Genomic DNA, 22,517 nt, shown 5'->3' with positions numbered 1-22,517 from the left:
TCGCGCGCAAGCGCGCGCCTACAGGTGAAGCGGCATCGGCTCAGTCGATGAACTGCAACCGCGCCAACTCCGCGTAAAGCCCGCCCTGCGCCAACAGGTCCGCATGCGTGCCCTGGGCGACGATGCGGCCGCGATCCATGACCACGATGCGGTCGGCCTTGAGGATGGTCGCCAGCCGATGCGCGATGACCAGCGTCGTGCGGCCCTCCATCAGACGCGCCAGCGCTTCCTGTACGGCAAACTCGCTCTGCGCATCGAGCGCGGAGGTCGCTTCGTCGAGCAGCAGTACCGGGGCGTCGCGGAGCAGGGCGCGGGCGATCGCGATGCGCTGCTGCTGGCCGCCAGACAGCCGCGCGCCGCGTTCGCCGAGCTGGGCGTCGTAGCCGTCGGGCAGTTCACCGATGAATGCATCGGCTTCCGCGGCGCGGGCTGCCGCTTCGATGTCGGCATCGCTGGCGTCGAGGCGGCCATAACGGATGTTCTCGCGTGCGCTCGTGGCGAAGATGGTCGGCGACTGCGGCACCAGCGCGAGATGGTCGCGCAGCGCGGCGGGATCGAGCCCGCGGATGTCGACACCGTCGATCGACACCGTGCCTTCGGCAGGGTCATGGAAGCGCAGCAGCAGCGACAGCACCGTACTTTTGCCGGCACCGGACGGGCCGACCAGGGCGACGGTCTCGCCGGGGGCGACATGGAGGTTGAAATGCTCCAGCGCCGGCGCGTCCGGACGCGAAGGATAGTTGAACCGCACGTTCTCGAAGCGCAGTTCGCCACGCACGGGTTCCTGCAGGGTGGCCGGCGCATCCGGCGCGCGGATGCCGGGATGCTCGACCAGCAGCTCGCCGATCCGGCCCATGCCGCCGGCGGCACGCTGCAGTTCATTCCACACTTCCGCGAGCGCACCGACCGAGCCCGCACCGAACAGCGCATAGAGCACGAACTGGCCGAGCGTTCCGGCGGTCATGCGGCCTTCGATCACATCGTGCGCGCCCGACCACAGCACCACCGTCACCGCGCCGAAGATCAGGGTGATCGCGACCGCGGTGATGATCGACTGCAGGCCGATGCGCCGGCGCGCGGTGGCGACCGACTGCGCGACCGCCTCGCCGAAGCGTCCGCGCTCCCACGGCTCGCGCGCATGCGCCTGCACGGTGCGGATGGCGGTCAGGGTCTCGTTGGCGAGCGCATTGGCATCGGCCACGCGGTCCTGGCTCTGGCGCGAGATCTTCGCCAGCTTGCGCCCGCCCAGCACCAGCGGCAGTACGAACAGCGGAATGCCGATCAGGGTGAACGCCGCGAGCCGTGGGCTGGTGACCACCAGCATCGCGACGCTGCCGATCACCATCACCGTGCTGCGCAGCGCGACCGACATCGTCGAGCCCACGACCGCGCGCAGCAGTTCGGTGTCCGCGCTCAGCCGCGAGACCAGATCACCGCTGCGGGTCTGCTCGAAGAAGGTCTGGTCGAGATCGAGCAGATGCCCGTAGAGCCGGTTGCGCAGGTCAGCGACGACACGCTCGCCGAGCAGCGAGACGAAGAAGAACCGCGCCGCGGTGAACACCGCCAGCGCGATCGCGACGAGCAGCAGCAGCGCGAACGCCTGGTCGATCTGGTCGCCGCCGGTGAAACCGTGGTCGATCATCTGCTTGACCGCCATCGGCAGGCTCAGCGTCGCGGCCGACGACAGCGCGAGCGCGACCATCCAGGCGGCGAACAGGCCGCGTTGGCGCATCACGAACGGCCACAGGGTCTTGAGCGCGCCGATGCGCGCCTTCGGTTCGCCGGCGTCAGGCGTCGAGCGGGGGGATTGGAATGCCATCAGCCATTGTCGTCGATGCGGACCCGGTCACGGGTGGCATCGCGCAGGCGGGTTTTCAAGTCGTCGACGCGATCGGCCGGCAAGTCCAGCACCACGGACACGCCTTGGGTGTCGAAGGTCTCTTCGCGTTTGACCGCGAGTGCGGCCGGCAGCGCAGCGTGCACGCTGCCGATCGCGTCGAACGGCGCATGCAGCCGCAGCGTCGCCATTTCGACCAGCGCGACGCGCGGCGCGGTGCGCAGGCATTCGGCTGCGCAGCCGCCGTAAGCACGGACAAGCCCGCCAGCGCCGAGCTTGATGCCGCCGTACCAGCGCACGACGACGACCGCGACGCGGTCGAAGCCCTGACCATCGATTGCGGCGAGGATCGGGCGCCCCGCGGTGCCGGCAAGCTCGCCATCGTCGCTGGAGCGGTATTGATCGCCGATGCGCCAGGCCCAGCAGTTGTGGGTGGCATCGGCCACGTGCACCTGCTGCATGAAAGCGGCGGCGCCGTCAGCATCGTCGACCGGCGCCGCGTGCGCGATGAAGCGGCTGTGTTTGACCTCGAGCGTGTGGTCGACCGGCCCGGCCAGGGTGTCGAGCGGCATCAGTCCAGCAACGCGCGCAGATCCGGCGGCAGTTCGGCCTGCGGATGCCGGCGGTGGAATTCGGCCAGGCTCGCCTTGGCCTCAGCGATGCGCCCGGCATCGAGCAGCTCACGCACGCGCGCCAGCCAGGCGGCACGTACTTCGGGCGCATCGGCAGAGGCGGGTGGATCGCCGTCATCGGGCACGTCGTCGATCGTGTCGAGCATCAGCGCCTGCGATTCCGCGCGGCGCTGTTGCATAGCCGCACTCGCCGCAGGAGCCGCCGCGGAACGTGCTGTCGCCTCCGCCGCAGGCGCCTGCATCGGCGCGGGCGGGGCGGGCGGTGCAGGCGGTCGTGCAGGTGCGGGTGCCGAGGGTGCCGGCGCGGCCGCGGGTGTCGCAGGCGGCGCCGCGGACGCAGCGTGCACATCGGCGCCGAATGCAGTTCCGCGTTCGGCCTGCTGCTGCGCGTTTGCGGGCGCAGGCGTCGATGTCGCCTCTACCGATTCGACCGCGACCGCTTCCCGCTGCCTTGCTGCAGGCCGTGGTGCTTCGTCCACGCTTGCATTTGCATCTGCAGCCGGCACCCGGGGGTTGGCAGGTGCCGGCGATGGCGCTTGCATGGGGCCCGGCGCTGCCTCTTCGTGGGACCGGAGCACTTCCGGTGCAGGTGCGGTATCGGATGCAGCCACATCGGGCCGCTCGGATGCCGCACGCATTTCCGTTTCGGGAGCCGGACGCAACTGCCAGGCAATGCCGACCGCCAGTGCCAGCGACGCGGCAATGCCGGCGGCGAATGGCCATCCTCGGCGTCGGGGCGGTGTCCGCCGGTGTGCGACGGCGACGTGCGGCTGCGGCGCGCCTGCATCCGCGGCTTCGCGCGCAGCGCCGAGGATTGCCGCGTCGAGCGCGGCCGACGGCGACACGGCACCGCCGTCGCGTGTCAGGCGATCGGCCAGCAGGCGTTCTTCGGGCGTCAGCGGTGGGCGGTCGGTTGAGGTCATGGGTTCAATAACGTGCGCAGTTTGTCCATCGCATAGCGCAGGCGCGATTTCACGGTTTCGCGGCCGACGCCGGTGATCGCGCCGATCTCCTCCAGCGTCAGTTCCTGCTCCAGCCGCAGCAGCACCACCTCGCGTTGCTCCTCAGGCAGCGCCTCGAGCGCCAGCTGCAACTGGCGACGCTGCTCGAACTCGGACAGCTGCCGCTCGGGCGAGTCCGGATCGACGATCCGCGCGGTGCGCAGGTCCGCGTCCTCGGGCGGCGGCGGCCGGTGCTGCGCGGCGCGCCAGTGATCGGCGAGACGATTGTGGGCAATCCGGTAGAGCCAGGTGGTGAACAGCGCCTCCGGTTGCCAGGTGCCGCGCGCGGCGATCACGCGCTGCCAGATGTCCTGGAACACCTCGTCGGCCAGCGCACCGTTGCGCAGCTGGCGTACGAGGAACCGGTAAAGCTTGTCCCGGTGACGGCGGTAGAGCGTCTCGAACGCCATGACATCGCCATGCACCCACGCCTGCATCAGGGCATCGTCGCCGGGCGGTTCCTGCTGGCTGGCGATGTCGGGCATGGCGGGCAGGTTACGTGCTGCGGCCGCGGCCGTGAAGACTTCATGGGTGCGGCGCGCGGAAGCGGTGCATGCGGACATGGACTGACGAACGCGTCGCCGCGGCATTCGGGGTCACGGGTGCGGGATCGATCCGGGGATTGGGTATGCTCGCTGCAGTCTGCATTCGCCCACATCACGTGCCTGATCGTCCGCTTCCCGAGTCTCTACTTCCGTCGCGGGTCGACGCGGCAGGGCGCGCCCGCGACATTCTGGACACTGCACCTGCCGGGCTCGCGGTGGCGATCGCCTGGGAGTGCGCCTTGAGCGGGCGCGGCGTGATCGATGCGACGGGCGCCCAGCCCTCGATGCGCGATGTCGCCATGGCCGCACTCGATGACGACGAGGGTGGGGTGCCCGAGGGCGCATGCGTGCAGCACGGCCGACGTGACGGCATGCGGATTGCTGTGGCCACCGGCGCCGGCGCGGACGAGGCGCTGCGCGACGCCTGGGCACGCCTGGCGGCGAACACGATGCTGGCGGCCCTGGACTCGCTGGTCACCGCCCATGGCGTGGCGGCGCTGAAACGCTCGGAGCGGCTGCAGCAGGCGCTGTACGAGATCGCCGATCTCGCCGGCTCGTCGCTGGAGATGGGGGACGTGCTGGCGCGGATCCACGGCGTGGTCGGTGCGCTGATGACCGCCGAGAACTTTTACATCGTGCTCTATGACGACCTCAGCGAGACGTTGCGGTTCCTGTATTTCGTCGATGCGCGCGATCCCTGGGTCGCGGATCCCGAACAGGAACTGCATGTCAGTGACATGCCCAACAGCCTGACCATCGCGCTGCTGCGTGCCGGGCAGCCGATGCTAGGGCCGTCGGCGCAGCTGCGGCGCGCCCATGGCGTCGACGCCGAAAACCCGCTGCACGGCCCGGACAGCGCCGACTGGCTGGGCGTGCCGCTGCGCCGCGACGGACGCGTCTGCGGGGCGATCGTGGTGCAGAGCTATGACCGGCCCGATCGCTACACCCAGGAAGACCGGGCACTGCTCGAGTTCGTGGCCCAGCACATCCTGACCGCGCTCGACCGCAAACAGGCGCAGTCCGAGCTGGAGCGCCGTGTGGACTCGCGCACCCAGGAACTGCAGGACGCGAATTTCGGCCTGCAGGCGCAGATTGCCGAGCGCGCGCGCGCCGAACGCCTGCAGCGGGCGCTCTACCGGATCAGCGAACTATCGGTGGCCGCCGGCAGCGTGGAGCGTTTCTACGCCGACCTGCATGCGATCGTCGGCGAGCTGTTGTATGCGCGGAACTTCTATATCGCGATGCTGAGCCAGGACGGCCAGCGCATCGAGTTTCCCTATTCGGTCGACGAGCGCGACATCGCCCGGCGTCCGCGCAAGCGGGCCAACGGACTCACCGAATACGTTCTCGACAGCGGCGAGCCACTGCTCGCGCGGCGCGAAAGCATCGCCTTGCTCGAGGCCCGCGGCGACCTGCAGAGTCGCGGCACCCAGGCGCAGTGCTGGCTCGGCGTGCCGCTGAGCCGGGACGGGCGGCCGGTCGGTGCGATCGCGGTGCAGAGCTACGACCCGGCCATCCAGTTCACGCAGGCCGACCAGGCGCTGCTGACCTTCGTCGCGCACCACATCGACAGCGCCCTGGAGCGTAAACGCGCGCAGGAAGCCCTGAAGGCGGCGCATACCGAGCTCGAGTTCCGGGTGGATGCACGCACGCGCGAGCTGGAACAGGCCAATCGCGAACTGCGTGCGCAGATCGGCGAGCGGGTCCGCGCGCAGCAGCGTCTCGTCCACCAGGCGCGTCACGACCCACTGACCGGCCTGCCGAACCGCGTCCAACTGCTCGAACGGCTCAATGCCGCGCTCGCGTCGTCGGAAAGCCGTCAGGAGCCCTTCGCGGTGCTCTTCCTCGATCTCGACCGTTTCAAGCTCATCAACGACAGCGTCGGCCATGCGGCCGGCGACGCAATGCTGATCGAGGTCGGGCAACGCATTTCCGCGTTGCTCGGGCCTCAGGACATGGCGGCGCGGCTGGGCGGCGACGAGTTTGCGGTGGTGCTGGGCGGCGTCGACGACGCGTGCGTTGCCGACACGATGGCGGCGGCGCTGCTGGCCACCCTGGCGCGGCCGATGTGGGTGGCCGGGCGCGAGCTCTATCCATCGGCCAGCATCGGCATCGCGATGTCGCACCCGGGCGCCGATGGCGACGGCCTGTTGCGCGACGCCGACGCGGCCATGTATCGCGCCAAGGCCTGCGGCCGCGACCGCAGTGAACGCTTCGACGAGGCGATGCGCGCCGAAGCCACGCGACTGCTCGATCTGGAAGCCGACCTGCGCCGTGCGATCCTGCAGGATGCGTTCGAACCGTTCTTCCAGCCGATCGTGCGCCTGTCCGACGGGGTGGTGATCGGCCACGAGGCCCTGCTGCGCTGGCGGCACGAGCTGCACGGAATCCTGCCGCCCGCCGAGTTCATCGGCGTCGGCGAGGACAGCGGCCTGATCGAACAGGTCGACTGGCTGATGTATCGCAAGGTGATCGGCATGATGGCGAAGCTGGATGCGCCAGGCTACGTATCGATCAACGTCTCGCCGCGACATTTCCGCTCGGACGATTTCGTCGAGCGTCTGATGCAGCTGGTGGACGGCGCCGGCGCGGACCCTGCGCGCCTGCGGATCGAGATCACCGAGGTCGCGCTGCTCGACGATGCACCGCGCGCACTGCGCATGCTCAGCCTGCTGCGCGAACGCGGCGTGCTGGCCCTGCTCGACGATTTCGGGACCGGCTTCTCGGCGCTGTCCTATCTGCATCGCTTCCCGATCCGGGCGCTGAAGATCGACCAGAGCTTCGTCCAGGGCCTGGGTAGCGACCTGCATGCCGAGAGCCTGGCGCTGGTGCGCGCAATCCTCGCGCTTGCCGGCACGCTCGGAATCGACACGATTGCCGAAGGCATCGAAACGCCGGCGCAGCGTGAGATCCTCGACGAGCTCGGCTGCCAGTACGGGCAGGGCTACCTCTACGGGCGGCCCATGCCGATCTGAGCGGGCGCCCGCGGGCGCGGTGCTAGAGTGCCGGCGATTTTCCCGGCAGCGGAGCACCCATGCAGCACAGCCTGTTTTATCCCGTCGGCACGCCCGGCCAGCCCTGGGGCGAGTCCGAACGCGCGCAGTGGCGTGCGCGCCAGATTCGCCGCCGCAGTCACGCCGACGATGTCGTGACACGCGTCGATGCGTTGCGCGATCGCTTCGACGTCGACACCTACGGCACGCTGGACGCAGGCGGGCGCCACTATCCCTTGCTTGCGGTCCGCAGCCGCGACTGGAACCGCGACCTGCCGATCGCTGTGGTCACCGGGGGCGTGCACGGCTACGAGACCAGCGGAATCGAGGGTGCACTGGAATTCGTCGAGCAGTCTGCCGGCACCTATGCGGGCCGGCTCAATCTGCTGGTCGTGCCGTGTGTCAGCCCCTGGGGTTACGAACACATCCAGCGCTGGAACATCGATGCGATCGATCCCAACCGATCGTTCCGCGCGGGCAGCCCGGCGAGAGAGTCGGCGGCGCTGGTCGCGCTGCTTGCGCCGTTGCGGGGCAGCGTGCTGGTGCACGTGGACCTGCACGAGACCACCGACAGCGACGAATCCGAGTTCCGTCCGGCGCTGGCCGCGCGCGACGGCGTGGCATTCGAGCCGGGGGGCATCCCCGATGGCTTCTATCTGGTCGACGACAGCGAGCGCCCACAGCCCGCATTCCAGCAGGCGGTGATCGCCGCGGTGGAGCAGGTGACGCATATCGCGCCGGCCGATGCCGACGGCCAGATGATCGGTTCGCCCGTCGTCGCCCACGGCGTCATCGAGTATCCGGTCGAGACGCTCGGCCTGTGCGCCGGCATCACCGGCGCGCGCTACGTCACCACGACCGAGGTCTATCCCGACAGCCCCCGCACGACACCGGCCGAATGCAATGCCGCGCAGGTCGCGTCGATCGTCGCGGCGCTGGATTACGCCCTGGCGCATCGCTGATCGAAAACGTGTTCGGACGGTGTCTGCCCGTTTGATCCCCCGCGTACTGAAGGCCGTACACGGCAAGTGCTCCAGGTCGGCCAGTCTCGAAAGCGGCCGGTCATCGGAAGGCCTCCCCCGCATGGCGGGGAGGGGCGCGCGCGCACTCAGATCAGGTAGATCTGACGATTCAAATCTGCACGGCGCGTATCCCGTTCGTGCCGCAATCCGGCCGTTCGCTCCCATCCCAAGCGTCCATCCGCGCAGGGCGCAAAGCCCCGCATGCTTGGGAGGGAGCCGCTTCCGAGGCCGCGTTGTCCGACTGAGCGTCGACGCCCCTCCCGTCAACCGGACCGGTTCTCGAACAGGAACCAAATCTGTTCAACGACGTCGCCTGCGAAAGAAAAGCCACCGCATGCGGTGGCTTCTCCCGATCCAATCGCAGTGCCGCCAATCAGAAATCCGCGCGCAGGCCCAGCGAGATGCGGCGGCCCGACAGTTCGTACATCGTCGGGAACGACGGATCCATGGTGTAGCCGGTCGTCGCCTCGTCGGTCATGTTGATGCCCTTGAGGCTCAGCTTCACGTTGTCCGCCAGACGCAGCCCGATCGACACGTCGAGCTGGCCGTAGGCATCGCGGTAGATCGGATACATGTTGTAGCCGATCGATTCCACGTATTCGCTTTTGTGGTTGTAGGACACGCGCGCGTCGAAGCGTGCGTTCTCGTAGTACGCGGTCAGGTTCCAGGTCTTCTCTGCCAGGCCCGGCATCGGCGTCTGGATGCCGAGGGCGGACTGCCCTGCCAGCGAGCTGTCGAGCATCGTGTAGTTGGCGTTGATGCCGAAGCCTTCGAGCGCCGGGTGCAGTGCCGTCAGCGGCAGCTGGGCGATCAGTTCGACGCCGTCGACCTCGTACGCGCCAGCGGCGTTGATCGGCTGGTAGACGTCGAAGTCGTAAATGCCGTTGAGCGTGCCGTTGGCGTTGTAGACGGGCACGTCCGCGACCACCCCGGTCAGCGCGTTGATCACCACGCCATCGATCTTCTTGCGGAAGTAGGACGCCGCCAGCAGCCCGCCATTGTCGAGGTACTGCTCCAGGCCGATTTCCCACTGGTCGGCATAGGTCGGCTTTAGTGCCGGGTTGCCGTCGGTGAAGCGGTAGGAGCTCCAGCTCGCGGTGCGCTTGTAGGCAATGTCGGTCATCGCCGGGCGGATCAGCGTCTGCGACGCTGCGGCGCGCAGCAGCAGACCTTCGCGCAGTTCCGCGCTGAGGTTGAGGCTCGGCAGCACGTCGCTGTAATCGCCGTCCATCGAGACCGGCGTGTCGGTGTAGCCGGTGCTGCCGTCGGGGTTCTGTACCGGGTGGTAGCCGAACGAGGTCACCGAGGTGTCGATGTAGCGCACGCCGGCATTGATGTCGACGGGCACCCGGCCCAGCTCGAAGGCCACGTCCGTCATCAGGTACAGCGCCGTGGCCTGCTCATCGACACGGTAGTACTGCGCGTCGTCGAACGGCGTGGAGAAGCCCGCGTAGCGGAACGTGTCGCGCGCATAGGCGTTGGAGGCCATCTGCCAGTCGAGGTCGCGCGCGGTGTAGGCACCGCCGGGCACGATGTCGCCGATCGGGCGCAGCTGGCTGTCGGCCAGCGTGCGGGTGTTGACCCAGCGGTTGTCGCCGGCCGACGGCCCGCCGATCTTGGCTTCGCCGTAGGCACGCTCCTTCGACTTGTCGGTATGGCGCGCGCCGAACTGCACCCCGCGCAGCGCCGGCAGGAAGGCCAGGTCCAGGGTCTTGGCGATGTTGACCTGGGCGGCGTACTTGTCGTCGCTGATCTGCTCGAGCGTGGTCTCGTAGGCTTCGAACAGATAGCGTTCCGGCGAGTTGTACATGTCGAACCCGTTCGACGAGGCGCTCGGGATCGTCTCGCCGCTGTTGCCGTTCCACCGCGTCCGCGAGGGCGCATACGCCACGTGCTTGAGGTTCGCGTAGTCGAGCGACTTCCGCGCGCCGGAGTAGCCGAGCAGGGCATCGATGGTCCAGGTGTCGCTGCGCCAGTCGAGCGCCGCGCTGTACTGGCGGAAATCGGTCTCGTTGCGCCGTTCCTTGCTCAGGAACTCGTGCTGGGTGGCGGTGTAGGACACGTCGCGCAACACCAGGATGCCGTGCTGGGCCAGCGTGGTGTCGTCGTACTCGTGGATGGTCTCGAGCGTGCTGCGGCTGGACGCGGAATAGGCCGCCGCGTCGTACTCGTCCTCGTTGGAATCGTAGCCGCCGATCAACGCGTCGAAGGTCAGGCTGAAGTCGTTGCTGGGCTTGAACTGCAGCGAGCCCGTCGCGCCCCACTTGTCCTGCTCGTTGAGGAAGACGCGGTCGCCGACCTTGTCCTGGAACACGATCAGGTTCGATTCGGCAGTGTCGTTGCGGTTGCCGATCTGCCGACCGGTGTCGCGCTCGATCACCGCTTCGGCCTGCGATCCGCGCACGCCCGAGGCGCCGAGGAAGCGCGACATCGGCCGGAAGTTGATGCCCGAGGTCGCGTCGGTGCGATTGGTGCGCTTGGCGCTCGAGATCGACACCAGGGCGCCCCAGTTGCCCCAGGTGTCGGCGGCGAGGAAGGACAGCTTGGGGTCGGTTTCCTCGGAGATGGAGTTGTGCGCGCCTTCGAACGAGGCGACCAGCTGGCGGCTGCTGTAGTCGAACGGACGCGCGGTGGAGATCTTCACCGAACCGGCGATGCCGCCTTCTTCATCGGCAGCCGTCGGGGACTTCTGCACCGTGACCTGCTGGATGATCTCGGAGGCGAAGATGTCGAACTCGACCTCGCGGCCACCGCTGCCCGAAGCGGTGGCGAGCTCGTTGATCGAGACATGTGTGTAGTCGGAGGGCAGCCCGCGCACATTGACCCGCGCGCCAAGGCCTTTGCTGCGTTCGATGGTCACGCCCGGCATGCGCTGCAGCGCCTCGGCGAGATTCTGCTCGGGGAAATCGGCCACGTCGGTGGCGACGATTGAATCGGAGAAGCCCACGTTGTCGCGCTTCAGATCGACCGCCTGCTCGAGGCTGCGACTGTAGCTTCCGTTGACCGTCACCGCGTCCAGTGCCCGGATGTCGTCTGCTGCCGGCGCGTCCTGCGCCAGGGCGAGCGTCGGCATGGCGACCATGCCACCGACGAGAAGGAGATGGATGCTGCGGCTCAGGCAGCGCGGGCGCGGCCCGGGCGCGCGGCGCGCCGGGTGGTAGGACTTCATGCCAGGTGTTCCCCTAGGAGACGGTTGGACGAACGCGCGCCGTGCGCTTGCACGCGACGCGATGGCCGCGGTGCGACCGGGGCGCAGGCTAACGACGATGTATTGAAGTTTTGTTGCGGTGCAGCGCTGGTCGGAACTTCGTACGTCACCCGGCCGCCGCGATTACCATCGGTATCCGATCCGCCGCAGGAGCCCGTGATGTCCACACCGCCGAAGCAGACCGCACGCCATTTCGACCCCGACGTGCTCGCCCTGTTCGATGACTACGTGCACGGCGCGATCGACCGACGCGGCTTTCTGACGCGCGCCGGTCGCATTGCCGGCGCCGCAGGCGCGGCAGGTCTGCTGGCCGCGCTGAGTCCACAGTTCGCCAGCGCGCAACAGATCGCACCCGATGACGCGCGTCTGCAGACGCGCCACGTCGAATTCGATGCCCCCGAGGGCAATGGCCGCGGACGCGGCTACCTGGTCCGGCCGGCGGGCGCGAGCGGCCCGTTGCCGCTGGTGCTGGTGGTGCACGAGAACCGCGGGCTCAATCCGCATATCGAGGATGTCGCGCGGCGTGTCGCGCTCGAAGGCTATATCGCGTTCGCGCCGGATGCGCTGTTTCCCAAGGGCGGCTATCCGGGCGAAGAAGACGCCGCGCGCGCCCTGTTCGCCACGCTCGATCAGGACAAGGCGCAGCAGGACTTCCTGGCTGCCGCGGGCTGGCTGCAGGCGATCGACGGCGGCAATGGCCGCCTCGGCGTGGTCGGCTTCTGCTACGGCGGCGGCATGGCGAACTGGCTGGCCACGCAATTGCCCTCGCTGCGCGCGGCGGTGCCGTTCTACGGACCGGCGGCGCCGCTCGAAGATGTGCCGAAGATCGCGGCCGAACTGCTGGTGGCGCTGGCGTCCAACGATGCGCGCGTCAATGCGCAGTGGCCCGATTACGAAGCTGCGTTGAAAACAGCCGGCAAGACATTCGCCTTGTATCAGCCGGCCGACACCGAACACGGCTTCAACAACGACACCACGCCGCGCTACGACGAGGCCGCCGCCAAGGACGCCTGGTCGAAGATGCTGGCGCTGTTCGCACGCACATTAAAAACGCCCGCCTGACCATGTTGCGCGGTCTGCACCATGTCGCGGTGATCTGCAGCGACTACGCGGTGTCGAAGGCGTTCTACGTCGAGACGCTGGGCCTGCGTGTGCTGGCCGAGCATTTCCGCGAAGAGCGGCAGTCCTGGAAGCTTGATCTCGCACTGCCGGACGGCGGCCAGATCGAGTTGTTCTCGTTTGCGGATGCGCCGGCGCGCCCGTCCTGGCCGGAGGCGCGTGGCCTGCGGCACTTGGCATTCGCCGTCCACGACATCGACGTGGCCTGCGCGCAGCTCGCGGCAAGCGGCGTCGCGCTGGAACCCGCGCGCGTTGATGCCCACACCGGTCAGCGTTTCGTGTTTTTCGCCGATCCGGACGGCTTGCCGCTGGAACTCTACGAGAGCAAGTCGGCGGTCAGCACGGCTACACGGCCCGCATCTCCCGGCGCCTGACTCAGACCACGCCCGGGAAGAGCGGGTCCGGACCCGCCGGCACGATACCGGTCGGATTGATCTGGCGATGGCTCTGGTAGTAGTGGCGACGGATGTGATCGAAATCCACCGTCGGCGCGACCGCAGGCGTTGCGTACAGCCGCTGCGCGTAGGCCGACAGCACCGGGTACTCCCTCAGCTGCCGCAGGTTGCACTTGAAGTGGCCGTGGTAGACCGCGTCGAAGCGGAGCAAAGTGGTGAACAGGCGCCAGTCGGCCTCGGTCTGCACGTCGCCGCACAGCCAGGTGCGCCCGGACATGTGTGATTCGAGCCAGTCGAGGGTGTCAAACACGCCACGCACAGCCTCGTCGTAGGCGGATTGGCTGGTCGCGAAGCCCGCCTTGTAGACGCCGTTGTTGAGCCCGTCGTAGATGCGCTCGTTGAGCGCGTCGATCTCGCCGATCAGCGCCGCCGGCGCAAAGTCACCGGACGTCGCACCGACGCCATCGAACGCGCTGTTGAACATGCGGATGATGTCGGCCGATTCGTTGCTGACGATGGTCTCGCGCTGCGTGTCCCACAGCACCGGCACGGTCACGCGGCCGGTGTAGCGCGGATCGGCGCGCACATAGAGCTGCCAGACCGTCTCGGCGCCGTGCAGTGGATCGGGAATCACGTCGGGCCCATTGGCGAAGGTCCAGCCGTCGTCGGCCATCAGCCAGTGCGTGACCGACAGTCCGATCATCGACTGCAGGCCCTTGAGCTCGCGGAAGATCGCTGCGCGATGCGCCCAGGGGCAGGCGCGCGCGATGTACAGGTGATAACGGTCGGGCTCGGCGGGGAACCCGCCTTCGCCGGTCGGCCCGGGCGCGCCGTCAGGCGTGATCCAGTTGCGGAAGGCCGACTCGGGCCGTTTCAGCGCGCCGTCCTCACCGACGAGCTTGTCGTCGTCGGATTCCCAGCGGCCTTCGATCAGCATGCCCATGTGTTCTGTGTCCTGTGCGATTGCAGCGCGGTGTGCGGTGGAGCACAGCCTCGCCGATACCGGGTCAAGGCGAGGTGGTCACCCGCGGGCGCGGTGCTGTGACCGCACGGTCACACCCGCATCGCCATGCTGCACGCCCGTGTTCCAAGCGAGTCGACATGCGCAACCCCCCGCAGAACCCGCACGATCTCGGACGGCACGATATCCCGGGCATCCTGCGGACCATCCACAGCGAGGTCCGCGAACGCTTCGGCGAGCAGAAGGGCAAGGTGGCCGACTACATTCCGGCGCTGGCGTCGGTGTCGCCCGACACCTTCGGCATGGCGGTCGCGACGCTCGATGGTGAGATCCACACCGTCGGTGAGGCGCATGCGCCGTTCTCGATCCAGAGCATCTCCAAGGTGCATACGCTGACGCTTGCGCTCGACAAGGCCGGTGACGATCTATGGAAGCGGGTCGGTCGCGAGCCGTCGGGCGATCCGTTCAACTCGCTGATCCAGCTCGAGCACGAGAGCGGGATCCCGCGTAATCCCTTCATCAATGCCGGCGCGATCGTCGTCGCCGACGTGATCCTGTCGCACTACGACGATCCGGAGGCCGCGCTGCTGCAGTTCATGCGCGAGCGCTCGGGCAATGCGGACATCGGCCGCGACGACGAAATCTGGGAGTCGGAGCGCAAGAGCGGCTACCGCAATGTGGCGCTGGCCAACTTCATCCGCAGCTTCGGCAACATCAAGAACGACGTGCAGGCGGTGCTGGATTTCTACTACTTCCAGTGCGCCTTGAAGATGAACTGCATCGACCTCGCGCGTAGCCTGCAGTTCCTCGCCGATCGCGGCAGATGCCCGTCGTCGGGCGAGCAGGTGACCAGCATCGAGCGCGCCCGGCGCACCAACGCGGTGATGATGACCTGTGGCACCTACGATGCTGCCGGCGAGTTCGCGTTCCATGTGGGCCTGCCGGCCAAGAGCGGCGTCGGCGGCGGCATCGTCGCGGTGGTGCCCCACGTGTTGAACCTGTGCGTCTGGTCGCCCGCGCTCGACGAGAAGGGCAATTCACTGCTCGGCGGTTACGCCTTGCATCGCTTCACCCGCCTGACGGGTCTGTCGGTGTTCTAAGCCGGGCGCGGCGCGCCACGCCCGGCCGGGGTACTCACGGACTCTGGTAGTAGACGTTGTCGATGAACAATTCGACGTCCTGCGCCGGTGGGTCGGCGACGACCATGAACATCTGTTTCACCGCATGCAGATCCAGATCATAGAAGGCGTTGAAGGGGATCGTGACCTCGTGCCACTGCCCGTCGCGGACGAGACCGTAATTCGCCCCGCCTGCAGCGAAGTCGACCCAGCTGTCACCGAACGAGGTGTTGATGCCGATCTTGAACGTCGACGACGTCGTCGTGCGCATGTGGAACTTCAAGGAACCGCCTGCGTAGGCGCTCATGTTCCGGTACTCGGTCAGGATGCCCAGACCGAACCATTGCCCGGCGCTCGCGCGGAACGCCATCGCCTCGGTGCCTTCGAACGGCGCGGCGCTGATCGGCGCGAGATTGTTCCAGACGAACAGGTCCGCGTCGCTGCCGAAATCCAGCGCGCCGGCCAGGCCGCCCTGTTCGGAGTAGACGCCAAAGCGACCCGACGGCACGGCGCTGTTACCGCCGATGTGCAGTTCGCTGTCGGGATGGTCCTGGTACAGCCGGATCCAGTCGACGAGCATCCGGCCGGGCAGCGGTGCGGTGATGCCGTTCGGATCCGTAATGCCGGTGTAGGTGCCGCCGACTGCGAGATTGAGCAGCAGGAAATGCGGTTGGTGGAATTCGTGCAGCGAGGCGCCTTCGATGTCCGAGATCGCCATCTCGAAGTACTGCAGGCCGTCGACCGTGACGCGGATGAACGCCGGATCCCAGGTCATACGGTAGGTGCGGTAGTCGTCATGCAGATCCGTCGGGAAGTCCGCGAAATCGCCGTGACTGGCGTGGCCGCCGCCGTAGTTCCAGTGCACCGCGCCGCCGACCCGGCGATTGACCATGCCGGCCGCGATGCCGTCAACGTGGCCGATCTCCATGATGTCGATCTCGCCCCGGTCGGGCCACACGCCGATCGCGCCAAGCATCCAGTACGCCGGCCAGAGGCCGTTGCCGGCTTCGGGTGTCTTGATCCGCGCCTCCAGCGTGCCGTACTTGAAGTGCACACGGCCTTCGGTCTTCAGGCGCGCCGAGGTGAAGGGGCTGCCTTCGAAGGTCTCGCGTCGTGCTTCGATGACGAGATTGCCATTCTCGACGCGCGCGTTCTCCGGGCGGCTGGTGTAGTACTGCAGTTCGCTGTTGCCCCAGCCACAGATGCCGATCTGGCAACCGGTGCCGACATCGAAGGTCCAGGTGTTGCCGTCAATCGCATTGCCGTTGAAGTTTTCCTCCCAAACCGGCGTCTGCGCTTGCACGGCAGCGGGCAGGGTGAGTGCGGCGAGGCCGACGCATGCGGCGATCGGAAGGGCGATGCAGGATGTGCGATCCATGTGGGCTCCTTGCGTGATGGTGGTGGCCCACCCCCTGGTCTGGACCGAGACCGACGCTGCCGTCCATTGACAACGCTGTCAAAACGTCGCGCCGCCGATGTGCTATTCGGGGCACGCAGTCACGGAATTGCGTTTGCGCCCTGTGAAATCACGCGCATACAGAACAGCCGATGCTGCATGCGCAGCATCGGCGGGCGAGAGCGTCGCGTGCTCAGACGGCACGGTGAAACCGGATGAACGCGCTTACGGGGCCGTGTCGACCAGCACCAGTTCCGCATCCTCAAGCGCCGTCACGCGGATCACCGATTCGTCGCGGATGGCCGCACCATCGCGCGCCTCGATGCGCGTGCCGTTGATCTCGACCGCGCCAGACGCCGGCACCAGATAGCCGAGACGCCCCTCGGCGAACGTGTACGCCGCTGTGCCGCCAGCCTTGAGCGTCGCACCGAGCACGCGCGCCGCCGCGCGGATCGGCAAGGCGTTATCGTCCGACTCGAAGCCGCTGGCGAGCGCAATGAAATCGCCACTGCGCGCGTCTTTCGGGAACGGCTTGGTACCCCAGGTCGGCGCGCCACCGCGCGCATCCGGAATGATCCAGATCTGGAAGATCCGCGTCTGCTCGCCTTCCATGTTGTATTCGGCGTGCTGGATGCCGGTACCCGCGCTCATCACCTGCACGTCGCCTGCGCCTGTGCGGCCGGCATTGCCGAGGTTGTCCTTGTGGCTGATGGCACCTTCGCGGACGTAGGTGATGATCTCCATGTCGGAATGCGGATGGGGCGGAAAGCCGGTGCGCGGCGCGATCAGATCGTCGTTCCACACCCGCAACGCGCCCCAGCCCATGCGCGCCGGCTCGTGGTAGCTCGCGAACGAGAAGTGGTGATGGGCGTCGAGCCAGCCGTGGTTCGCGGCGCCGAGGGTGGCGAAGGGGCGGCGTTCGATCATGTCTTTCTCCAGTGCACGTCGGGAATGGCGCCACGTTACGCCTTGCGCATAATGCTGGGAATGGAAAGAATGGAACACCATCCATTCCATTTACGTTGTCATGCAGCTTCCCGATCTCGAGGCCTGGGCGATCTTCGCGCGCGTCGCGGAACTCGGCTCGTTCGCGGCGACGGCCGAGGCGCTGGGCATCACCCAGCCGACGGTGTCGAAAGCCATCGCACGGCTGGAGAAACGCATCGGCACGCCGCTGCTGCATCGCACTTCGCGCCGGATGACCTTGACCGCGGCCGGAGAAGCCGCCGTTGAGCGTGCCAGCCGCTTGTTGGCCGAGGGCGAAGCGGTCGAGGCGTCCGTGACCGCGCAGGCGGTCAGCCCGCGTGGACACGTGCGCATGGCCGCGCCGATGTCGTTCGGTGTGGCCCATGTGGCGCCGCTGCTGCCGGCCTTCATGACGAAGTTCCCGGACGTGACGCTGGAACTCGCGCTCAGCGACGAGACCGTCGACATCGTCGGCGGCGGCTTCGATCTCGCGCTGCGTATCGGCACGCTCGAAGATTCCAGTCTCGTCGCGCGCCGGCTGTGCGGCGTGCGCATCCTGCTGGTCGGTGCACCGGCTTACTTCGAGCGCGCGGGGCGGCCGAAACATCCACGCGATCTGGGCACGCATCGCGGACTGACCTATGCCTATGCGCGGTCTGGCGCGGCGTGGCGTTTCCACCACGCACGCCATGGCGATTACTCCGTGGGCGTGCCGTCGGTGCTGCGCGCCAACAATGCCGAAGCGCTGACGCCGGCGCTGCTGGCCGGCGCCGGGCTCGCGCTGCAGCCGGAATTTCTGGTCTGGCGCGAGTTGCGCCGTGGCGCGCTCGAAGTCGCGCTGCCCGGCTGGCAGCCGCCGGAGATCGCGGTGCATGTGGTGATGCCGCCGGGCCGGAGCCGGCCGACACGGGTGCAGGCCCTGGTCGATCACATCGCGCGCAAGCTGGCGCAGGCGCCTTGGGCGTCGGGCGAATGACGCGGCTCCGTTGACCACCGTACTGCGGTCGCGCTTATGGTCGCGGCGCAGCGCGCCGTCATGGCAGTAGAGCGCTGCTGGCGGTACCGCGTGCGTTACCCTGCGCCGGATTTCCAGGAGCCCTGCCATGCACCCTGCCATTCGCCTGCTGCTGCCGTGTCTGATCGCCGCACTTGCGGGTTGCAGTGCGGGCCGGCCGAACACCTCGCTGCCCAGGACCGCTGCCATGCCGCCGAACACCGAACTCACCGAAACCCGATTCACGACGCCGGCGCGCTATGCGGACGAAGTCGCCATGGCGGCGTCACCGCCTGCGGAGACGACAGCGCCTGAGGTCGACGGCGTGCGGATCGGCACGTTCGCCGGCTATCCGGCGGTGCTGGTCGAGATCGCGGATGCACGCGCGGCGATCGCGCTGCACGGCGGCCATCTGCTGTCGTACGTGCCGGCCGGCGGCGAAGACCTCTTGTGGTTGTCGCCGCGGCTCGCCGACGCGCCGGCCGCGATCCGCGGCGGCGTGCCGGTGGTGTGGCCGTTCTTCGGGCGCCAGGGGCAGGGCAACGATGTACCGTCGCACGGGTTCGTCCGCACGGTCCGCTGGCAGCTCGTCGACGCTTCGCGCGATGCCGACGGCAGCGTGTCGCTGACGCTCGCGCCGCCGCGCTACGCAGACCTCGGCCTGGAGCTGCGCATGCATCTGCGCATCGGCAGGACGCTCGAACAGACGCTCGAAACCACGAACACCGGCGATGAGCCGGTTGCGTTCACCCAGGCGCTGCACAGCTATTTCCGCGTCTCGGACGTCGCCGAGGTGCGCGTCGACGGCCTCGACGGCCTGCGCTTCCTCGACAAGAACGACGGCTACGCCGCGCACACGCAGATCGGCAACTGGGTGCTGGACGATGCCCGTGATCCGGGGCGCAGCGACTACATCTATGCCGATGCCGGCGGACGCTACCATCTCGACGATCCCGGTCTTGACCGCCGCATCGAGCTCACGACATCGGGTAGCCGCACGCTCGTGGTGTGGAACCCGGGTGAAACATCTGCGCAGCGCAGCAGCGACATGAACGCGGGCGCGTGGCGCGGTTTCCTGTGCCTGGAAGCTGCGAATGCCGGACCGGACATCGTCCGTCTGGCGCCTGGAAAGACGCACTTCCTGACGCAGCGCGTTCGGGTCCTGCCGCGCGACTGAATCTGCGGGTGTCGTGCCGCAGGGGAAATCCGTGCGTTGCGCCCGCGATTTCCATCACCGCGAGTGCCATTCGTTGGGTCCAGGTCAGGGCGGCGTGCACGCCCGGACCGGTATGCTGGGTGACCGGTTTCGCGTGTAACCGCGGCCCCGGACCCGAAACGAATTCCCGGAGATCGACCTTGAAGAAGACCCTGCTGTCCGCGGCCACCGCCGTCGCGCTGACGATGGCGGCCTCGTCCGCTATTGCCCACGACCACGAGCACGCCTGCCTCGACGACCTGTGCCAGCTGCAGTCGCTGTTCCAGGCCGACACGTCCGCCGGCGGCAGCGCCGAAGCGACGGTCGCGGCCAAACGCATGGGCACCTGGGGCATCGACACCGCCGGCATGGACACCAGCGTGCGTCCGGGTGAGGACTTCTTCCGCTACGTCAGCGGCAAGTGGGCCGAGAACACCGAGATCCCGTCCGACAAGTCGAGCTACGGCGCGTTCCTCGTGCTTCGCGATCTGTCCGAGGCGCGCGTGCGTCAGCTGGTCGAGGGCTATCCGACCGGCGATCCCGCCACCGATGGCGATCAGGCCAAGGTCGCCGCGCTGTACGCGGGCTTCATGGACGAGTCGGCGATCGAAGCGCTGGGCGCCAAGCCGCTCGAGCCGAAGTTGGCGGCGATCCGCGCTGCCACCGACCGTGAAGCGCTCGCAACCCTGATGGGCGAGAGCCAGGGCGACTTCGGCCGCAGCTTCTTCGGTCTGGGCGTGTCCGATGACCAGCGCGACCCGGATCGCTACACGCTGTACATGAGCCAGTCGGGTCTCGGCCTCGGCGATCGCGAAATGTATCTGCGCGAGAACTTCGCGCCGCAGCGCGAGCGCTACCAGGCCTACATCGCGCAGATGCTCGAACTCGGCGGCTGGGACAACCCGCAGCAGAATGCCGAAGCCATCCTCGCGCTGGAAACCAAGATCGCCGAGGCGCACTGGACGCGCGCCGAAAGCCGCGACCGCGACAAGACCTACAACCCGGTCGACCTGTCCGCATTCGAGACCACCGCGCCGGGCTTCCCGTGGGCGACGTATTTCGCCGCGGCCGGCGTGCCGCAGGCGCCGCGCGCCGTCGTGCGCCAGAGCACCGCCATCCCGAAGCTGGCGGCGATCTTCGGTGAGACCGACATCGCCACGCTGCAGGCTTGGCAGGCGTTCGGCACCATCGACAGCGCGTCGCCGCTGCTGTCGAAGGCGTTCTCCGATGCCCGCTTCGAATTCCGCAACAAGTTCCTGTCGGGCCAGCCCGAGGAGCAGGAGCGCTGGAAGCGCGGCGTGTCCTTCGCCGAAAACACGATGGGCGAAGCGATCGGCCGCGATTACGTGCAGCTGTATTTCCCGGCCGATTCCAAGGCCAAGATGGACGAACTGGTCGCCAACGTGAAGGTGGCGATGGGCGCGCGTCTGGACCAGCTCGACTGGATGGGCGCCGAGACCAAGGCCGAGGCGCACAAGAAGCTGGAGGGCTTCGGCCTGAAGATCGGCCATCCGGACACCTGGCGTGACTACAGCGGCTTGCAGGTCGCGCGTGGCGACGTGTTCGGCAATGCCGAGCGCTCGATGGCGTTCGAATGGGACTACCGCCGCAACCGTCTGGGCAAGGAAGTCGACAAGGGCGAGTGGGGCATGACGCCGCAGACCGTCAACGCCTACTACAACTCGGTCAAGAACGAGATCGTGTTCCCGGCCGCGATCCTGCAGCCGCCGTTCTTCGATCCCGACGCAGATCCGGCGGTCAACTACGGCGCCATCGGCGGCGTGATCGGTCACGAGATCATCCACGGCTTCGACGATCAGGGCCGCAAGTCCGATGGCGAAGGCGTGCTGCGCGACTGGTGGACGGCCGAGGACGCGGCGAAGTTCGAGGCCCAGGCGGCCAAGCTCGGCGCCCAGTACGAGGCTTACGAGTTCCCGCAGCTGCCGGGCATGCACATCAACGGCAAGGTCGCGATGGGCGAGAACATCGGTGACCTCGGCGGCATCACGATCGCACTCGAAGCCTACCGCCGCTCGCTCGACGGCAAGCCGGCGCCCGAGATCGACGGCTTCAGCGGCGAGCAGCGCCTGTTCATGGGCTGGGCGCAGGTGTGGCGCACCCTGTGGCGCGACGACGCACTGCGTCAGCAGCTCGTCAACGGCACGCATTCGCCCGGCCACATCCGTGCGTTCGCACCGCTGCGCAATGTCGACGCGTGGTACGACGCGTTCGACATCACCGCGCAGGACGCACTGTGGATCGCTCCGGAAGATCGCGTCCGCATCTGGTGATCCACGCGGATCACTGAGCGACGAAAGGGCCGGGATTTCCCGGCCCTTTCTGTTTGCCAGTCCCGCCGACATCGCCCGTAGGCCAATAGACCGGTCGTCGATGCGTGCAGATCAGGCCATTTTTACAGCCTTGATCCGGCGAGCCGGCTTCACGATACGGTCGGCCTGCGTGGAGGTCGCAAGGACGCGCCCTGTTCTTTTTGCGGCGGTGCCGAGCGCTGTCACGCTCTGTGCCACCGACCTGACTTTCTGTACGTAGTGCACAGTCACGGCGATCGCATCCTCGCGGATCTCGATACTGGTCGACTCGAGCGCGACCTGCGCCTGCGGGTACCGTCGAAGCAGATCCGCCACCGCGTTCTGCACCTCTGCCCGCAGGCGCGTGGCGAGTTCGTGACGCACTTGCGAGCGGATCATCCCGATGACGATGTTGCGCAGCATGCCGGTGAAGTCGATGACCTTCGCGGCGGGGCTCGCATTCCAGGTGAAGTTGAAGTTCTGCAGATCGGTATCGATATGGCCATTGCGGACGAGCACGAAGATGTCGGCGTGGAACAGCCCGTCGAAGTAGTCGTTGTGCACCGGCACGTCCTTGTGCACGGCCCACCCACCGCGCACGTGGATGCGGCCCGCGTGGGCCGTGACGCCTGGCGAAAGCGACTTCTCGTCTCTGCGATGCTTCTTCTGTGCGCGGATACCGCGACCGAAGGCGACCTCCGCGGTCTCGTGCCGCTCGAACGCCTCCTTGTTCTGCTTCCACTTGTTCATCGTGCCGTTCCACACGACCTGCCGCACGCCGTCTGCGGGCAGGAAAGCGCGGAAATGGGCGAATGGAATCTGGACT

The 22,517-nt window shown here is 67.6% G+C and carries 17 protein-coding genes; 8 read left to right on the top strand and 9 right to left on the bottom strand.

All coding sequences use genetic code 11. The features are described from left to right. Positions 1-40: 40 nt before the first annotated feature. From J2X52_RS05690 to J2X52_RS05675, 4 genes are read right to left on the bottom strand one after another with little or no spacing between them, the layout of a single operon-like run. Positions 41-1,819, bottom strand: coding sequence for an ABC transporter transmembrane domain-containing protein (locus J2X52_RS05690; protein ID WP_310149973.1), 1,779 nt, complete (start codon positions 1,817-1,819; stop codon positions 41-43). Next, a complete protein-coding gene (locus tag J2X52_RS05685) occupies positions 1,819-2,409 on the bottom strand; it encodes a YigZ family protein (protein ID WP_310149969.1) in 591 nt (196 codons plus the stop codon). Before J2X52_RS05685 ends, J2X52_RS05690 begins: the two co-directional genes overlap by 1 nt. Further along, positions 2,409-3,392 carry a hypothetical protein gene (locus tag J2X52_RS05680; protein ID WP_310149965.1) on the bottom strand — a complete coding sequence of 328 codons (984 nt, stop codon included), beginning with the start codon at positions 3,390-3,392 and terminating at the stop codon, positions 2,409-2,411. Before J2X52_RS05680 ends, J2X52_RS05685 begins: the two co-directional genes overlap by 1 nt. Continuing rightward, positions 3,389-3,955 carry an RNA polymerase sigma factor gene (locus J2X52_RS05675; RefSeq protein WP_310150286.1) on the bottom strand — a complete coding sequence of 189 codons (567 nt, stop codon included), beginning with the start codon at positions 3,953-3,955 and terminating at the stop codon, positions 3,389-3,391. The genes J2X52_RS05680 and J2X52_RS05675 overlap by 4 nt, the downstream gene beginning before the upstream one ends. A 299-nt stretch (positions 3,956-4,254) precedes the next feature. Between J2X52_RS05675 and J2X52_RS05670 the strand changes: the two genes are divergently transcribed. Continuing rightward, positions 4,255-6,990: an EAL domain-containing protein gene (locus J2X52_RS05670; protein ID WP_310149962.1), complete on the top strand. Its 2,736-nt coding sequence runs from the start codon at positions 4,255-4,257 to the stop codon at positions 6,988-6,990. Between the two features lie 59 nt (positions 6,991-7,049). Next, positions 7,050-7,970 (top strand): M14 family metallocarboxypeptidase, encoded by a 921-nt coding sequence (locus J2X52_RS05665; protein ID WP_310149958.1) that lies wholly within the window; start codon positions 7,050-7,052, stop codon positions 7,968-7,970. 433 nt (positions 7,971-8,403) lie between these two features. On the opposite strand, the gene J2X52_RS05660 is transcribed toward J2X52_RS05665, so the two are convergent. Continuing rightward, entirely contained in the window at positions 8,404-11,199 is a 2,796-nt protein-coding gene (locus J2X52_RS05660) for a TonB-dependent receptor (protein ID WP_310149955.1), read from the bottom strand. A gap of 198 nt (positions 11,200-11,397) precedes the next feature. Here J2X52_RS05660 and J2X52_RS05655 point away from each other — a divergent pair, with 198 nt between their 5' ends. Beyond that, complete coding sequence (locus J2X52_RS05655; RefSeq protein ID WP_310149953.1) at positions 11,398-12,300, top strand: dienelactone hydrolase family protein; 903 nt, start codon at positions 11,398-11,400, stop codon at positions 12,298-12,300. A 2-nt stretch (positions 12,301-12,302) separates the two neighbouring features. Beyond that, on the top strand, positions 12,303-12,731 hold the full coding sequence (locus J2X52_RS05650) for a VOC family protein (protein WP_310149950.1): 429 nt from the start codon (positions 12,303-12,305) through the stop codon (positions 12,729-12,731). Between the two features lies 1 nt (position 12,732). On the opposite strand, the gene J2X52_RS05645 is transcribed toward J2X52_RS05650, so the two are convergent. Next, positions 12,733-13,695 carry a glutathione S-transferase family protein gene (locus tag J2X52_RS05645; protein WP_310149947.1) on the bottom strand — a complete coding sequence of 321 codons (963 nt, stop codon included), beginning with the start codon at positions 13,693-13,695 and terminating at the stop codon, positions 12,733-12,735. A gap of 158 nt (positions 13,696-13,853) precedes the next feature. On the opposite strand from J2X52_RS05645, the gene J2X52_RS05640 reads away from it, so the two are divergent. Beyond that, positions 13,854-14,813: a glutaminase gene (locus J2X52_RS05640; RefSeq protein ID WP_310149945.1), complete on the top strand. Its 960-nt coding sequence runs from the start codon at positions 13,854-13,856 to the stop codon at positions 14,811-14,813. Positions 14,814-14,847: 34 nt separating this feature from the next. On the opposite strand, the gene J2X52_RS05635 is transcribed toward J2X52_RS05640, so the two are convergent. After that, positions 14,848-16,209, bottom strand: coding sequence for a glycoside hydrolase family 16 protein (locus J2X52_RS05635; RefSeq protein WP_310149943.1), 1,362 nt, complete (start codon positions 16,207-16,209; stop codon positions 14,848-14,850). 243 nt (positions 16,210-16,452) lie between these two features. Beyond that, on the bottom strand, positions 16,453-17,154 hold the full coding sequence (locus J2X52_RS05630; protein ID WP_310149941.1) for a pirin family protein: 702 nt from the start codon (positions 17,152-17,154) through the stop codon (positions 16,453-16,455). Between the two features lie 100 nt (positions 17,155-17,254). Between J2X52_RS05630 and J2X52_RS05625 the strand changes: the two genes are divergently transcribed. From J2X52_RS05625 to J2X52_RS05615, 3 genes are all read left to right on the top strand, one after another. Continuing rightward, entirely contained in the window at positions 17,255-18,169 is a 915-nt protein-coding gene (locus J2X52_RS05625; RefSeq protein ID WP_310149939.1) for a LysR family transcriptional regulator, read from the top strand. A gap of 127 nt (positions 18,170-18,296) precedes the next feature. Further along, positions 18,297-19,364, top strand: a complete 1,068-nt coding sequence (locus tag J2X52_RS05620; RefSeq protein ID WP_310149935.1) for a D-hexose-6-phosphate mutarotase — start codon at positions 18,297-18,299, stop codon at positions 19,362-19,364. Between the two features lie 179 nt (positions 19,365-19,543). Further along, positions 19,544-21,673 (top strand): M13-type metalloendopeptidase, encoded by a 2,130-nt coding sequence (locus J2X52_RS05615; RefSeq protein WP_310149933.1) that lies wholly within the window; start codon positions 19,544-19,546, stop codon positions 21,671-21,673. A gap of 111 nt (positions 21,674-21,784) precedes the next feature. On the opposite strand, the gene J2X52_RS05610 is transcribed toward J2X52_RS05615, so the two are convergent. Continuing rightward, complete coding sequence (locus J2X52_RS05610) at positions 21,785-22,468, bottom strand: hypothetical protein (RefSeq protein ID WP_310149930.1); 684 nt, start codon at positions 22,466-22,468, stop codon at positions 21,785-21,787. Between the last annotated feature and the right edge of the window lie 49 nt (positions 22,469-22,517).

Source organism: Luteimonas sp. 3794 (assembly GCF_031456825.1).
Classification (GTDB): Bacteria; Pseudomonadota; Gammaproteobacteria; order Xanthomonadales; family Xanthomonadaceae; genus Luteimonas.
This window is presented reverse-complemented; position numbering and strand designations above follow the sequence as displayed.

Bases quoted from the DNA above. Each gene is read 5' to 3' on its own strand.
- J2X52_RS05620 (WP_310149935.1), top strand. From the start codon at position 18,297: ATGCACCCTGCCATTCGCCTGCTGCTGCCGTGTCTGATCGCCGCACTT.
- J2X52_RS05660 (WP_310149955.1), bottom strand. From the start codon at position 11,199: ATGAAGTCCTACCACCCGGCGCGCCGCGCGCCCGGGCCGCGCCCGCGC.
- J2X52_RS05650 (WP_310149950.1), top strand. From the start codon at position 12,303: ATGTTGCGCGGTCTGCACCATGTCGCGGTGATCTGCAGCGACTACGCG.
- J2X52_RS05645 (WP_310149947.1), bottom strand. From the start codon at position 13,695: ATGGGCATGCTGATCGAAGGCCGCTGGGAATCCGACGACGACAAGCTC.
- J2X52_RS05685 (WP_310149969.1), bottom strand. From the start codon at position 2,409: ATGCCGCTCGACACCCTGGCCGGGCCGGTCGACCACACGCTCGAGGTC.
- J2X52_RS05690 (WP_310149973.1), bottom strand. From the start codon at position 1,819: ATGGCATTCCAATCCCCCCGCTCGACGCCTGACGCCGGCGAACCGAAG.
- J2X52_RS05640 (WP_310149945.1), top strand. From the start codon at position 13,854: ATGCGCAACCCCCCGCAGAACCCGCACGATCTCGGACGGCACGATATC.
- J2X52_RS05635 (WP_310149943.1), bottom strand. From the start codon at position 16,209: ATGGATCGCACATCCTGCATCGCCCTTCCGATCGCCGCATGCGTCGGC.
- J2X52_RS05680 (WP_310149965.1), bottom strand. From the start codon at position 3,392: ATGACCTCAACCGACCGCCCACCGCTGACGCCCGAAGAACGCCTGCTG.
- J2X52_RS05655 (WP_310149953.1), top strand. From the start codon at position 11,398: ATGTCCACACCGCCGAAGCAGACCGCACGCCATTTCGACCCCGACGTG.
- J2X52_RS05675 (WP_310150286.1), bottom strand. From the start codon at position 3,955: ATGCCCGACATCGCCAGCCAGCAGGAACCGCCCGGCGACGATGCCCTG.
- J2X52_RS05630 (WP_310149941.1), bottom strand. From the start codon at position 17,154: ATGATCGAACGCCGCCCCTTCGCCACCCTCGGCGCCGCGAACCACGGC.
- J2X52_RS05665 (WP_310149958.1), top strand. From the start codon at position 7,050: ATGCAGCACAGCCTGTTTTATCCCGTCGGCACGCCCGGCCAGCCCTGG.
- J2X52_RS05625 (WP_310149939.1), top strand. From the start codon at position 17,255: ATGCAGCTTCCCGATCTCGAGGCCTGGGCGATCTTCGCGCGCGTCGCG.